Consider the following 13948-nt stretch of genomic DNA (forward strand, 5'->3'; position numbering starts at 1 on the left):
TCGCCGCCTCGAACTCCGCGACCGCACCACCGATCACCGCAGCACCCGCGACACCGTACGAATCACCCTCCAGACGACCGTGGAAATCGTTGATCGTCAACACCTGGATCTCGGTGGTCTCGGTCGGTGCGTCAGCCGACAGTCCGACCAGAACCGGATCGTGATCCGACGAGCGGTAGACGTCGTCGGCGTGGAACAGCGTGCCGTGGTTGTTGTAGCGGCTGTACTCCAGCGCCACCGACTCCCCGGAGTTGATGTTCCAGATGTCCCCGCCGGTGGCGCGCGCCCGCGCGTCGGCGTCGAGGAGGATGTGGTCCAGCGACCCGGACTGCCCCGAGAACGAGTACGACGACGTGTCGATGTCGAAGGTGGCCTCGGCATCGACGAAGCCGGCGTCGTACAGGACCTGCATGGGCTCTTCACGGCTGTACGCGTTGAAGTCCCCGGCGAGGATCACCCCGTCGACGCCTTCGGCGAGACCGTCGACCCACGCGGCGAGTGCGGTGGCCTGTCGCACGCGCGACTCGTTGCTGCTGCCTTGTCCGTCGCCGGTGTCGGCATCGCCCGGCCACGGGCCCTCCGACCCCTTCGACTTGAAGTGGTTGACGACGAAGAGGAACGCGTCGCCGCCCGCAGTGGGGGCGAAGGCCTGAGCGATGGGTTCGCGGGCGTTGCCGAAGGCCTCGCCTGAACCTGACTGGTCGCCGAGGGCGAGGGCGGCACCCACCGGTGTCACGTCGGCGGGCTGGTAGATGATCGCGTTGGTGATCACATCCTGCTCCGGCAGCGGCGGCAGGTCTGCAGAGGAGGGCACGAAGGCCCAGATCTCCGCGCCGGCAGCGTCATTCAGAGCCTCGACGAGGGTCGCGACGGCCTCGTCCACGGTCTCACCGAGCTTGGCCGAGTTCTCGATCTCCATCAGGCCGACGACGCTCGCGTCGAGCGCGCCGATGGCCGCGACGATCTTCGCCTGCTGACGGGCGAGGTCTTCGCCGTCCCAGGCGCCACGCTGATCGCAGCCCGTGCGGACGTTGTTCCCGTCCCCCGTGCGGTCGGTGTACGCCTGGCACGAGGGGTTCTGCTCGCCCAGGGTCGTGAAGTAGTTGAGGACGTTGAAGGAGGCGACCGAGATGTCGCCGCCGACGTCGCCCGGGGCGACCGTGCGGGGGTTGGAGAAGGACACCCCGTCGTCTCCGGACCCGTCGCCGACCACCGGGGCGACAGGAGCGAACCGCCAAGCGTCGAATCCGTAGTGGAGGACGACCGGCTCGTCGAAGACGACGGTGCCGCCGACGACGACCGGCTCGACGAGGGAGACGTACGGCGGAGTGAGGGAGGAGTTGTTCGAGGTCGTGAAGTTCGTCGTGCGCCCGTCGTCGAGGATCACGGCTCGCGCGGCGTTGTCCGCCACGACCGCTGCGGCCTCCGCCGAGCCGGGCAGGGCCACGTCCGTCGGCTGGCGGAGGGGCTCGTCACCGAAGGCGAGACCGACCTCGCCGTACGAGTTGGTGCTGTAGGTGTTGCTGATGGTGTAGGTGCCCTGCGGGTCGAGGAGCATCGATTCGAGCGTCTCACGCTCCGCTTCGTCGCGCGGCCACGCCACGGAGGCGGCGGCGACGGGGGCCTGATCGGCGAGGACCGTGGCCTGCCCGGAGGCCACGGACAGCTGGGTCAGGCCGTAGAACTCGCTCACCTGACCGGTGACCTGCACCGTGTCGCCCGGGGAGACATCGCCCACGGTGGCCGACGAGTAGACGAAGATCGCGTCGGATGCGTCGTGTTCGTCGAGATCGAGGGGTCCGCCGGTGCCGGGCGTCTGCAGCACGTAGCCGTTCAGGCCCCCCGTCGGGTAATGCGCCGTGACGATCCCGACGGTGGTCACCGTCTGGCCGACCATGGGCGAGGCGTCTCCCGTTCCCTGGATCTGTGCGATCGCGACCGGAGCGGGCGGCGTCGTCGGGGTGGGCGTCGGCGTCGCTGTGGGGGTCGGCGTGGGTGTCGGGTCGCCGGGTTCCTCCGAGCTCGAGCCGACGGGTGTGGGCGCTCCGGCGGTGAAGTCCGCGGCGTTGTCGGCGGTGTGGGTGTGGGCGGCGTCTCGAGAAACGCTCGTGGCGTTCGACGTGGCGGGGGTCGCTCCCGAACCGGCGAAGATGGCGGCCGATCCGTAGCCGACGAGGTCGACGACGCTCGCCTGCGCGGCGACGTCGGTCGTGGGCAGAAGGGTGTCGGAGTCGACGAGGGCGACCGTGCCGTTGGAGCTGCTCATCGCGATCGACCCGTCGATGTCGGCGGTGTAGCCGGGCAGCGCCGAGTTCGATCCGAACGCCTGGCCGACCAGGAGCGACCCGCCGGCGGCGATCGATCCGGTCAACGGGGTCGCCTGCCATCCGTTGCCGCTGGACGGTGCGTACTGCACGGTCCAGCCCGCGAGGTCGACAGGCGCGGTTCCCGGGTTGTACAGCTCGATGAAGTCGCGGTTGTATGCGGCGCCGCTGTTGCCGCCTCCGCCGTAGACCTCGTTGATGATGACGGGGGCGTCCGCGGACACGGCCGCCGTGGCCGCGACGGGGAATGCGACGCCGGTGGCGGCGAGTGCGACCGCGGTCAGAGCTGCCGCGGTCGAACGCGCGCGGGACGCGCGCGCAGAGGGGGGTGTCGGATCAGTCACGACCGAGGACTCCTTCATGAGGTGTGTTCAGGCGTCGGCGCGGTCGCCGGCGGCCGTGACAACTCTCGGCGACTTCGGGACGTTTTGCGAGAGTCTTGCGTGAACAATGCGTTAACTGCGGATGTCGGAGCGGTTCTGCACCTGCGCGCGTCCTCGACGTCGACCCCCCGTAGAATCGTCGGGACATGTCACCGCGCGCACTCGAGCCCCTCCAGCCTTCCGCGACCCCGCCGGAGTCGATCCGGAACTTCTGCATCATCGCCCACATCGACCACGGCAAGTCGACCCTGGCCGACCGCATGCTGCAGATCACCGGCGTCGTCGCCGATCGTGACATGCGGGCCCAGTACCTGGACCGCATGGACATCGAGCGCGAACGCGGAATCACGATCAAGTCGCAGGCGGTGCGGATGCCGTGGGCCGTCGCGGACGAGTCCGGCGTCGACCGAACGTTCGCCTTGAACATGATCGACACGCCCGGGCACGTCGACTTCACCTACGAGGTCTCGCGCTCCCTCGCCGCCTGCGAGGGAGCGATCCTGCTCGTCGACGCCGCGCAGGGCATCGAGGCGCAGACCCTCGCGAACCTGTATTTGGCACTCGAGAACGATCTGCAGATCATCCCGGTGCTGAACAAGATCGATCTGCCCGCCGCCGATCCCGACAAGTTCGCCGCCGAACTGGCCGGACTCATCGGAGGCGAGCCGGAGGATGTCCTGCGGGTCAGCGGCAAGACGGGCATGGGCGTCGAGGCGCTCCTGGACCGGCTCGTCGAGAAGGTCCCCGCACCGGTGGGCGATGCCGATGCCCCCGCTCGGGCGATGATCTTCGACTCGGTCTACGACTCCTATCGCGGTGTCGTGACGTACGTGCGCATGATCGACGGCAAATTGGAGCCGCGTCAGCGCATCCAGATGATGTCGACGCGCGCGACGCACGAACTCCTGGAGATCGGCGTATCCAGCCCCGAGCCGAAGCCGACGAAGGGACTCGGTGTCGGCGAGGTCGGGTACCTCATCACCGGCGTGAAGGATGTCCGACAGTCCAAGGTCGGCGACACCATCACCGACCAGCGCAAGCCCGCCGCGGACGCGCTCCCGGGGTACACCGACCCGAAGCCGATGGTCTTCTCCGGCATCTATCCGATCGACGGCAGCGACTACGCCGACCTCCGGGAGGCACTCGACAAGCTGAAGCTCTCCGACGCGTCGCTGCAGTACGAGCCGGAGACCTCGGTGGCTCTGGGCTTCGGGTTCCGCTGCGGGTTCCTGGGTCTGCTGCACTTGGAGATCATCACCGAGCGGCTGACCCGCGAGTTCGACCTCGACCTGATCACAACGGCGCCGTCGGTCACCTACGATGTGGTCACCGACACGGGGGAGACCGTGACGGTTACCAATCCCAGCGAGTACCCCGACGGGCGGGTGGCCGAGGTCTCGGAGCCCGTCGTGAAGGTCGGGATCCTCCTTCCCAAAGACTACGTCGGCACGGTCATGGAGCTGTGTCAGTCCCGTCGCGGGACCCTCCTCGGGATGGACTACCTCAGTGAGGACCGTGTCGAGCTGCGGTACAACATGCCCCTCGGTGAGATCGTCTTCGACTTCTTCGACCAGCTGAAATCCAAGACCCAGGGGTATGCGAGCCTCGACTACGAGCCCGCGGGGTCACAGACGGCCGATCTCGTCAAGGTGGACATCCTGTTGCAGGGGGAGAAGGTGGATGCGTTCAGCTCGATCGTCCATCGTGAGAAGGCGTACGGGTACGGCACGCTGATGACCGAACGGCTGCGCAAGCTCATCCCGCGTCAGCAGTTCGAAGTGCCGATCCAGGCGGCCATCGGCGCGCGCATCATCGCGCGCGAGAACATCCGCGCCATCCGCAAGGACGTGCTGGCCAAGTGCTACGGCGGCGACATCTCCCGGAAGCGCAAGCTGCTGGAGAAGCAGAAGGAGGGCAAGAAGCGGATGAAGATGGTCGGGCGCGTCGAGGTCCCCCAGGAGGCGTTCATCGCCGCGCTGTCGGGTGACGTCGAGACCAAGAAGTAGTTCGCGACCGGCTCCCGGCGGATGCTCGGGAGGGGATGGGTAGGCTCGGAACATGCGCCGCGGAACCTTCAAGGACGACACGGTCGACTACGCCGCCGTCGGGGCGACACAGGCGCCCGATCTCATGCACTTCCCTCCGGAGCGCAGCCTTCCCGCGGAGCAGTCTTGGCGGATCGGATCCGGGCAGGCGCGTTTCGCCTCAGCGGGGGAGGCGCTGCTCGGATGGGCGGCCCAGCGTGGCACCGGGTTGACGCTGAGCGACGTGCGCCCGGCTCCCGGGCCGATGTACTCGGGCGTGAGTTTCGACGCCGAGGGGGCCCCGATCGCCCCTAGTCGTACCGAGGCCGATCAGCGCTTCGACGCCGATGGCACACCGTTCGTCGGGGCCGGCACCACCATTCACCTCTCCGGTCGCGTGGCCGGTATGAGCGCCGACGCGGAGCTCCGCGTGATCTTCGCCGTCGAGGAGCCGCGCAGGACCGGGTTCGCCCTGGGAACCGTGGGCGGGTCCGTGGTCAGCGGTGAGGAGTCGTTCATGGTCGAGTGGTACGACAACGACGAGGTGTGGTTCACGGTTCGTGCCTTCGATGCGCCGCGTTCTCTGCTGTACCGGCTCTGTCCGGCGCTGACGCGCCGTCGTCGCCGCGAACTGTTCACCCGCTACCTGCGCGCGATCTCGCCGCTCTACACGACGTCAGCGTGACTCGCGGGGGGTCTCGCTGATGGGCGCCGCGCTGCCGCTGGGTGATCCGGCGCCGCGGGATGGGATGCTGCCGAAAGACCTCGTCATCGATGCGGACGCCGCGTTCGGCGTATACCTGCACGTGCCTTTCTGTCGGGTTCGATGCGGCTACTGCGACTTCAACACCTACACGGCCTCCGAGTTGCGGGGGGCACGGCAGGACACCTACGCCGACACGCTGCTCGGCGAGATCGAGCACGCCGGACGCGTGCTCGCCGTCCGTGCGCCGCTGCGTCCTGCGGCGACGGTGTTCTTCGGCGGGGGGACACCGACGCTCCTCCCTGCGGGCGACCTCTCTCGGATGCTGTCGGGGGTGCGCGACACCTTCGGTATGACTCCCGGTGCCGAGGTGACGGTGGAAGCCAACCCCGACACGGTGACTCCTCGCGTGGTGGCGGAGCTCGCCGATGCGGGCGTCACCCGGATGTCGATCGGCATGCAGTCCGCCGTGCCGCACGTCCTGGCGGCGTTGGACCGCACCCACCGGCCGGAAAACGTCGAGACCGCCGTCCGGGCGGCGCGGAGCGCGGGCCTGAAGGTGAGCGTCGATCTCATCTACGGTGCGCCCGGGGAGCGACTCGAGGACTGGGAGCGTTCGCTCGGAGCCGCCGTGGCCCTCGAACCTGATCACGTGTCGGCGTACGCCCTGATCATCGAGGAGGGCACCAAGCTCGCCCGGCAGATCCGTCGGGGTGAGGTACCGGCTCCCGATGACGACCTCCAGGCCGACATGTACGAGATGGCGGAGTCGATGCTGACGGCGGCGGGGCTGGGATGGTACGAGGTGTCGAACTGGGCACGGACCGACGCCGACCGGTCCTTGCACAATCTGGCCTACTGGCGCGGCACCGACTGGTGGGGATTCGGACCCGGCGCGCACAGTCACGTCGCCGGTCTGCGCTGGTGGAACGTCAAGCATCCCGCCGCCTACGCCGCACGGCTGGCGGCGGGCGACTCGCCCGCCGCGGGGCGCGAGCGGCCGGACGCTGCCTCGCGGGCATTGGAGAAGGTGCTTCTGCGCTCGCGCATCCGGGAGGGACTGCCGATTCTTGAGGTGTCCGAGGACCGGCGCGGGGCCGTCCCCGCACTCATCGCGGACGGACTCATCGACGGCGCTCGTGCGATCTCCGGGGTGATCGTCCTGACGATGCGCGGGCGGCTGCTGGCCGACGCCGTCGTGCGGGCTCTCACCGACTGAGCGCACGCTCCGGGTCGGGCACGATAGAATTGGCACTCACTCGAGACGAGTGCCAGGGAAGCCGGACACGTACGCGGGAGGATCGATGGTCAGCGCACGCGGACTGGAGGTCCTGCGCGCGATCGTGCAGGACTACGTCGAAACGCGTGAACCGGTCGGCAGCAAATCGATCGTCGACCGTCATGCGTTCGGCGTGTCGGCGGCGACCATCCGCAACGACATGGCGCTCCTCGAAGACGAGGACCTCATCACCGCCCCGCATACGTCATCAGGCCGCGTTCCGACCGACAAGGGGTATCGCGTCTTCGTCGACCACCTGTCGGAGGTGCGGCCCCTCTCGCCGGCCCAGCGCACGGCCATCATGTCTTTCCTGGAGGCACCCGGGGATCTCGACGACCTCATGGTGCGCACCGTCCGCGCCTTGACGCAGTTGACCGGTCAAGTCGCGATCGTGCAGTACCCGTCCTTCGCGCAGGCTCACGTGTCCCATGTGGAGTTGGTCGGTCTGGACGCCGGGCGCATGCTCGTCGTCCTGGTCACCGACACCGGCCGGGTCTCGCAACGTCTGCTGTTCCTTCCCCACGAACCCGTCGCCGAAGACCTCGTCCGGATGCGCGCGACGGTGGCCGACCTCATCGTGGGCCGCTCGATCCGGGATGGCGCGCAGGCCATCGCCGACCGTCTGGCGTCGGTGGCGACGGGGACGCGCTCCCCGCACGACACCGTGGTGGACCTCATCGCGAGCGTGGTTGCCGAGGAACTCGACGAGTTCCGGCAGGATCGTCTGGTCATGGCCGGGACCGCGAACCTCGCCCGCCGCGAGGCGGATTTCCGCGGCAGCATCTACCCGCTCCTGGAGGCGATCGAGGAACAGGTGACCCTGATGCGACTGATGGGCGAGATGGTCGCCGACGAGCACGGGCTGGCCGCGAGCATCGGACGGGAGAACGAACCGTTCGGTCTGGCCGAGGCGTCGGTCGTGGCCGGTGAGTACGACGCACCCGGCACTCGGGCCCGTGTGGGTGTGCTGGGGCCGACACGCATGGACTATCCGAGCAATCTCGCGTCGGTGCGCGCTGTGGCGCGCTACCTGTCGCGGCTGCTCGACGAAGACGAGAACGCCCGCTGAGGCGTCCGACGACAGACGAACCCGTGGCGACACGGGTGGGAGAGGCGAACGTGGCTGACCACTACGAAGTACTGGGTGTCTCGCGGGACGCGAGCCCGGAGGAGATCAAGAAGGCCTATCGGCGGCTCGCGCGCGAGCTTCACCCGGACGTGAATCCGGGGGAGGACGCCGCCGAGCGGTTCAAGTCGGTGACGCACGCCTACGACGTGCTGAGCGACCCCGACCAGCGCGCGCGCTACGACATGGGTGGAGACTCGCCGTTCGGGGGTGGCGGAGCCGCCGGTTTCGGTTCCTTCGGCGACATCTTCGAGACCTTCTTCGGTGCCGGCGGCGGCGGGGGAGCGCGGGGGCCGAGGCCGCGCTCGCGCCGCGAACGGGGCCAGGACGCTCTCGTGCGGGTCACCCTCGACCTGGGCGACGTCGTGTTCGGCGTCCACCGCGACATCGAGGTCGACACCGCTGTCCTGTGCGAGACGTGCGACGGCTCGTGCTGCCAGCCGAACACCCAGCCGGTCACGTGCGACATCTGTCACGGGTCCGGCCATGTGCAGCAGCAGGTGCGAAGTCTGCTGGGCAATGTCGTCACCAATGCGCCGTGTCGCGTGTGCCAGGGCTACGGGACGACGATCCCGTACCCCTGCGCCGCATGTCAGGGACAGGGTCGTGTGCGGGCGCGTCGCACGGTCTCTCTCGACATCCCCGCTGGTGTCGAGACGGGTCTGCGCCTGCAGCTGCCGGGCTCGGGAGAAGTCGGTCAGGCGGGCGGGCCCCACGGTGACCTCTACATCGAGGTCACCGTCAAGGACCACGAGACCTTCAGCCGAGAGGGCGACGATCTGCTGGCGACCCTCGACGTGTCGATGCCCGATGCCATCCTCGGGACATCGACGACGATCGAATCGCTCGACGGACCGGTGGAACTCGAGATCCGCCCGGGCGTGCAGGCCGGAGACGTCCTGACCATCAAGGGGCGCGGGATCACTCCGCTTCGCGGCAGCCAACGCGGGGACCTGCGCGTGGGCGTCCATGTGGTCACGCCCACGCGGCTGGATCACAAGGAACGGGCCATCATCGAGGACTTCGCCAAGCGCACCAAGGCGCCCTCGCCTCAGCTCGCGCAGTTCCATCAGGGCCTGTTTGCGAAGTTGCGCGATCGCCTCCGGAACGGCTGAGGTGGCGCTGCACTTCGTCCTCGAGGACGGCGGAGGGCTCGAGGGCGATGAGGTGGTGCTCGAAGGCCGCGAGGCTCATCATGCGGCGGCGGTGCGTCGTCTGCGTGCGGGGGAGCAGGTGACCGTCGGCGATGGTCGCGGCACATGGCTGAGGGGCGAGGCGGCGGAGGTCTCCTCCGGCCGGGTGGTCATCACGGTTCAGGAGCGACGCCACGTCCCCGCCGCCGAGCCGCGCCTGGTGCTCGTGCAGGCGTTGGCCAAGGGCGACCGCGACGAGTTGGCCGTCCAGGCGGCGACGGAGATCGGCGCAGACGAGATCGTTCCCTGGCAGGCCACGCGGAGCGTGTCGCGCTGGGAGGGCGCCAAGCGTGAGAAAGGGCGCGCCCGTTGGCGGACCATCGCCCGCGAGGCGGCGAAGCAGGCCCATCGCGCATGGATCCCCGAGGTCGCAGAGCCGGTTTCGACCGCGCAGCTGATCGAACGCGGCCGCGGTGCGCGGGTTCTGCTGCTGGTGCCGGGTGCGGCGGTGCCGTTGAGCGGCACCGTGCTGGACGCAGCCGACGCCTCGGACGTCGTGCTGGTGGTCGGGCCCGAAGGGGGTATGGCGCCGGAGGAGATCGAGCGGCTGTGCGAGGGCGGTGCCCGCCCCGTGCGACTGGGGCAGAACGTGCTGCGCACGTCTACCGCCGGTCCCGCGGCGCTGGCGATCGTCAGTGCGGCGCTCGGACGATGGTGAAGCGCCGCCCCGCCCGCGGCGTGACGCCGCGCCGATAGACTCGACGTATGACGGAATCGTCTGTTTTCACCCGCATCCTTCAGGGCGAGATCCCTGCGGAGATCATCGCCCAGACCGAGAACGCCTTCGCGATCCGCGACATCGCCCCCCAGGCGCCGGTGCACTTTCTCGTGATCCCGAAGACGGAGCGCTACCGTGACGTCGTCGAGCTCGCCGACGGCGACCCCGCTTTGCTGGCCGAGGTCGTCGGTCTCGCCCGCGCCCTCGCGGACGAGCACGCGGGCGGCGAGTTCCGCCTCGTCTTCAACACCGGTCCGGGGGCGGGTCAGACCGTGTTCCACGTTCACGCGCACGTCCTTGCCGGCCAGCTGGAGGAGAAGACCCTCGGTGCCTGATCAGGAACCCACTGTCGATCGCGTGTACGCGGACGGTGTTGCGATGGTCCAGTTGCTCGGACCCCAGGACCGTCTGTTGCGTGTTCTGGAGCGCGAGCATCCCGACGTGGACGTGCACGTGCGCGGGAACGAGATCACGCTCACCGGTGACGCCGGTGCGGTCGCGTCCGCGCGTACCCTCGTCGACGAGCTGCTGGTCATGACCCGGGCGGGCCATGACATCGCCCCGGCCGACGTCTCCTCGTCCAGCCGCATCCTGCGCTCCGAGACGGGGATGCGGCCCTCCGAAGTGCTCGGCGAACAGATCCTCTCCTCGCGGGGCAAGGTGATCCGTCCCAAGACGCTCGGGCAGAAGTCCTACGTCGACGCCATCGACGATCACACGATCGTGTTCGGCATCGGCCCGGCCGGTACCGGTAAGACCTATCTCGCCATGGCGAAGGCCGTGCAGGCGCTGCATCGCAAGGAGGTCAGCCGCATCATCCTGACGCGGCCTGCGGTGGAGGCCGGCGAGCGGCTGGGTTTCCTGCCCGGCACGCTCACCGACAAGATCGACCCATACCTGCGCCCGCTCTACGACGCGCTCAACGAGATGATGGACCCGGAGATCGTTCCGAAGCTCATGGCGACGGGCACGATCGAGGTGGCACCGTTGGCCTACATGCGCGGGCGCACGCTCAACGACTCGTTCGTGGTGCTCGATGAGGCTCAGAACACCACTCCCGAGCAGATGAAGATGTTTCTGACCCGGCTCGGCTTCGGCACGCGCATGGTCGTCACCGGGGACATCACGCAGATCGACCTGCCCCAGGGTGCTTCCGGGCTTCGACTCGTCACGCGTGTGCTCGGGGAGGTCGATGACATCCACTTCTCCTACCTCACCAGCGAGGACGTTGTCCGCCACACCCTGGTCGGGCGCATCGTCGACGCGTACAGCGAGTACGACGAGAAGCGTCTCGCAGCGCGGCGCGACCGCGATGAGGCGACGGAACTGGCCAACCGGGTGGAGCGGCGTGCCGCCGATCGTCCCCGCAGACCCCGCGATCACCTTCCGAAACGAGGACGCTGATGACCATCGAGATCACGAACGAGTCCGGCGTCGCGGTGGACGAGACGGTGCTGTTGCGCCTCATGGAACACGACCTGGCCGAATTGCGGGTGAGTCCGGACGCCGATGTGGCGATCCTGCTCGTCGACGAGGGGGCCATGGAATCGCTCCACGTGCAATGGATGGACGAGCCCGGCCCGACCGACGTCCTGAGCTTCCCGATGGACGAGCTGCGCCCGGGCACCGAGGACGCCCCGACCCCGGCGGGCCTTCTGGGAGACATCGTGCTCTGCCCGCAGGTCGCCGAAACGCAGGCGATCGCGGCCAAGCACACCACGATGGACGAGATCGTCATGCTGACCACGCACGGGCTGCTCCACCTGCTCGGGTTCGATCACGCCGAACCCGACGAGGAACGCGAGATGTTCGCCCTGCAGCGCGACTTGATCGCGGGCTTCCAGGCGGCTGAGCGCCGCCGACGCGCATGACCGAGGCGATCCTCCTCGTCGCGGCAGCGCTGCTGCTTGCCTTCGGTGGGCTCATGGCCGCCGTGGACGCGGCGCTCAGCGTGACCTCGCGCGCCGACCTCGAGGAGCTGGGTGAGGACGGCCGCAGCCGGACCGCGTTGCGCCGCATCGCCGCCGACCCCGACGCGCACACCACGGCGGTGGCCTTCATCCGCGTCGTGGTGGACACGACCGCGGCGGTGCTCGTCACCGTCGCGTTCACGTTGCTCTTCGAGAACCTCTTCTGGGCGACCCTGGCGGCGGCCGTGCTGATGTCGGGGATCTCGTTCGTGGTCGTGGGTGCCAGTCCCCGCAACTTCGGCCGCCAGCACGCGCGGGGCCTCCTGCGCGGAGCGGCGCCGGTCGTGCGCGGTGTCCGGATCATGCTCGGGCCGCTCGCCCACGGGCTGGTGCTGCTGGGCAACCGCGTGACGCCGGGAGTCGCTCGTGGCGCGTCTTTCGCGTCTGAGGAGCAATTGCTGAGCATGGTCGATGAGGCGGCGTCGCGCGACCTCATCGAAGAGGACGATCGGGAGCTCATCCACTCGGTCTTCGACTTCACGGACCGCTACGTTCGCGAGCTCATGGTGCCGCGCACCGACATGGTCACCGTCGACGCGGGCGCCACGACCCGCGACGCCATGACGATCTTCCTCGACCGCGGCGTTTCCCGCATCCCGCTGATGGACGACGATGCCGACGACGTGGTCGGCGTGCTCTACCTCAAGGACCTCGTGCAGTTCGGCTTCCGCGATGAGTCCGGTTGGCGCGACACGCCGGTCGCCCGTATCGCCCGACGAGCCGTCTTCGTCCCGGAGTCGATGAAGGCCGAGACGCTGCTGCAGCAGATGAAGCGCGACAGCGTGCACGTGTGCATGGTCGTCGACGAGTACGGCGGGGTCTCCGGGCTGGTCACGCTCGAGGACATCATCGAGGAGCTCGTCGGCGACATCTCCGACGAATACGATCCGCGCGCGGACGAGATCACCCCGCTCGAACAGGGACGGTTCCGCGTGAGCGCGCGTCTCGGGCTCGATGAGGTGGGAGAGCTCTTCGACATCGATCTCGAAGACGAGGATGTCGATTCGATCGGCGGCTTGCTCGGAAAGGCCATCGGTCGCGTTCCCCAGCCGGGGTCGACAGCACAGGTCTTCGGTCTCGTCATCACCGGCGGTGCCTCGCGAGGCCGCGGGCGCGGCATCTCGTCGGTGTTCGTGTCCCGGTCGGAGAGCCCGCGTGTCGACGATGCTCCGCCGCGCACCGGAGAGATCACCGTTCCGAAGACCCCCACCGGAGAGATCCGGGTCATCCGAAAGGGCGGTGACGCATGAGCGGCACGTCACGATCAGGATTCGTCACCTTCGTCGGTCGTCCCAACGTGGGCAAGTCCACCCTGACCAACGCGCTCGTCGGCGAGAAGGTCGCGATCACCAGCGACAAGCCGCAGACCACGCGTCGCGCGATCCGCGGCATCGTCAACCGTCCGGGTGGGCAGCTGGTGATCGTCGACACACCCGGCATCCATCGGCCGCGTACACTCCTGGGCGAGCGTCTGAACGATCTCGTCGAACAGGTTCTCGGCGACGTCGATGTGATCGGGTTCTGCGTGCCGGCGACCGAGAAGGTCGGCCCCGGCGATCGCCGCATCGCCCAGTCATTGGACGGCTATCCGCGTGCGCGCAAGGTGGCCATCGTGACCAAGACGGACATCGCTGACCGGTCCCAGGTCACCGACCGGCTGGTGGAAGTGGATGCGTTGCGCGAGGACTGGGATGCGGTCATACCGTTGTCGGCCTCGACCGGGCAGCAGCTGGAGGTCCTTGCGGATGAGCTGCTGGTCCTGATGCCGTCGGGACCCGCACTGTACCCCGAGGGTGTCGTCACCGACGAGGCCGTGGATGATCGCATCGCCGAGATCATCCGCGAGTGCTCCCTCGAGGGCGTGCGGGACGAGCTGCCGCACTCCATCGCCGTGGTCGTCCAGGAAGTGGCGCCACGCGAGGACTCCGACCTCACCGACGTGTATGCCGACATCATCGTCGAACGTGACTCGCAGAAGGCGATCATCATCGGGCGCAAGGGCGCTCGACTCCGCGACGTGGGTGCCGCGGCCCGCGGCCAGATCGAACCTCTCCTCGGCGCCCGGGTCTATCTGTCCCTTCGCGTCAAGGTCGCGAAAGAGTGGCAGCGCGACCCCAAGCAGCTCGGACGCCTGGGTTTCTGAGATGATCCCCGGCTGCGCCCGGGTGTACCCTGGAGCCATGCGCTTCGGTGGGCTCCTTCTTCTTAGCCGCCGCGACGAGGCCTCG

12 protein-coding genes are annotated in these 13948 nt (G+C 68.5%); 11 read left to right on the forward strand and 1 reads right to left on the reverse strand.

Annotation, left to right across the window (positions count from 1 at the left end; translation table 11 throughout):
• On the reverse strand, window positions 1–2668 hold a 2668-nt coding region (locus tag RZO50_RS12320; RefSeq protein ID WP_322600035.1), incomplete at its 3' end, for an ExeM/NucH family extracellular endonuclease.
• Window positions 2669–2853: 185 nt separating this feature from the next.
• Between RZO50_RS12320 and lepA the strand changes: the two genes are divergently transcribed.
• From lepA to era, 11 genes are all read left to right on the forward strand, one after another.
• Window positions 2854–4713, forward strand: a complete 1860-nt coding sequence (gene lepA, locus RZO50_RS12325) for a translation elongation factor 4 (RefSeq protein ID WP_322600036.1) — start codon at window positions 2854–2856, stop codon at window positions 4711–4713.
• A gap of 52 nt (window positions 4714–4765) precedes the next feature.
• Window positions 4766–5416 (forward strand): DUF1990 family protein, encoded by a 651-nt coding sequence (locus RZO50_RS12330; RefSeq protein ID WP_322600037.1) that lies wholly within the window; start codon window positions 4766–4768, stop codon window positions 5414–5416.
• A 19-nt stretch (window positions 5417–5435) separates the two neighbouring features.
• Entirely contained in the window at window positions 5436–6653 is a 1218-nt protein-coding gene (gene hemW, locus RZO50_RS12335) for a radical SAM family heme chaperone HemW (RefSeq protein ID WP_322600038.1), read from the forward strand.
• 85 nt (window positions 6654–6738) lie between these two features.
• Window positions 6739–7782 (forward strand): heat-inducible transcriptional repressor HrcA, encoded by a 1044-nt coding sequence (gene hrcA / locus RZO50_RS12340; RefSeq protein ID WP_322600039.1) that lies wholly within the window; start codon window positions 6739–6741, stop codon window positions 7780–7782.
• 50 nt (window positions 7783–7832) lie between these two features.
• Window positions 7833–8954: a molecular chaperone DnaJ gene (dnaJ, locus tag RZO50_RS12345; protein WP_322600040.1), complete on the forward strand. Its 1122-nt coding sequence runs from the start codon at window positions 7833–7835 to the stop codon at window positions 8952–8954.
• A 1-nt stretch (window position 8955) separates the two neighbouring features.
• Window positions 8956–9690 carry a 16S rRNA (uracil(1498)-N(3))-methyltransferase gene (locus tag RZO50_RS12350; RefSeq protein WP_322600041.1) on the forward strand — a complete coding sequence of 245 codons (735 nt, stop codon included), beginning with the start codon at window positions 8956–8958 and terminating at the stop codon, window positions 9688–9690.
• Between the two features lie 47 nt (window positions 9691–9737).
• The gene (locus tag RZO50_RS12355; protein WP_322600042.1) at window positions 9738–10085 is read left to right on the forward strand and encodes an HIT domain-containing protein; all 348 of its coding nucleotides are present in this window, start codon (window positions 9738–9740) and stop codon (window positions 10083–10085) included.
• Between the two features lie 43 nt (window positions 10086–10128).
• A complete protein-coding gene (locus tag RZO50_RS12360; RefSeq protein WP_322600043.1) occupies window positions 10129–11154 on the forward strand; it encodes a PhoH family protein in 1026 nt (341 codons plus the stop codon).
• A complete protein-coding gene (gene ybeY, locus RZO50_RS12365) occupies window positions 11154–11621 on the forward strand; it encodes an rRNA maturation RNase YbeY (RefSeq protein WP_322600044.1) in 468 nt (155 codons plus the stop codon). Before RZO50_RS12360 ends, ybeY begins: the two co-directional genes overlap by 1 nt.
• A complete protein-coding gene (locus tag RZO50_RS12370; protein ID WP_322600045.1) occupies window positions 11618–12970 on the forward strand; it encodes a hemolysin family protein in 1353 nt (450 codons plus the stop codon). The genes ybeY and RZO50_RS12370 overlap by 4 nt, the downstream gene beginning before the upstream one ends.
• Window positions 12967–13863 (forward strand): GTPase Era, encoded by an 897-nt coding sequence (gene era / locus RZO50_RS12375; protein WP_322600046.1) that lies wholly within the window; start codon window positions 12967–12969, stop codon window positions 13861–13863. The genes RZO50_RS12370 and era overlap by 4 nt, the downstream gene beginning before the upstream one ends.
• Window positions 13864–13948 lie beyond the last annotated feature (85 nt).

Origin of the sequence: Microbacterium xanthum, assembly GCF_034531355.1 — a bacterium.
Taxonomy (GTDB): Bacteria; Actinomycetota; Actinomycetes; order Actinomycetales; family Microbacteriaceae; genus Microbacterium; species Microbacterium xanthum.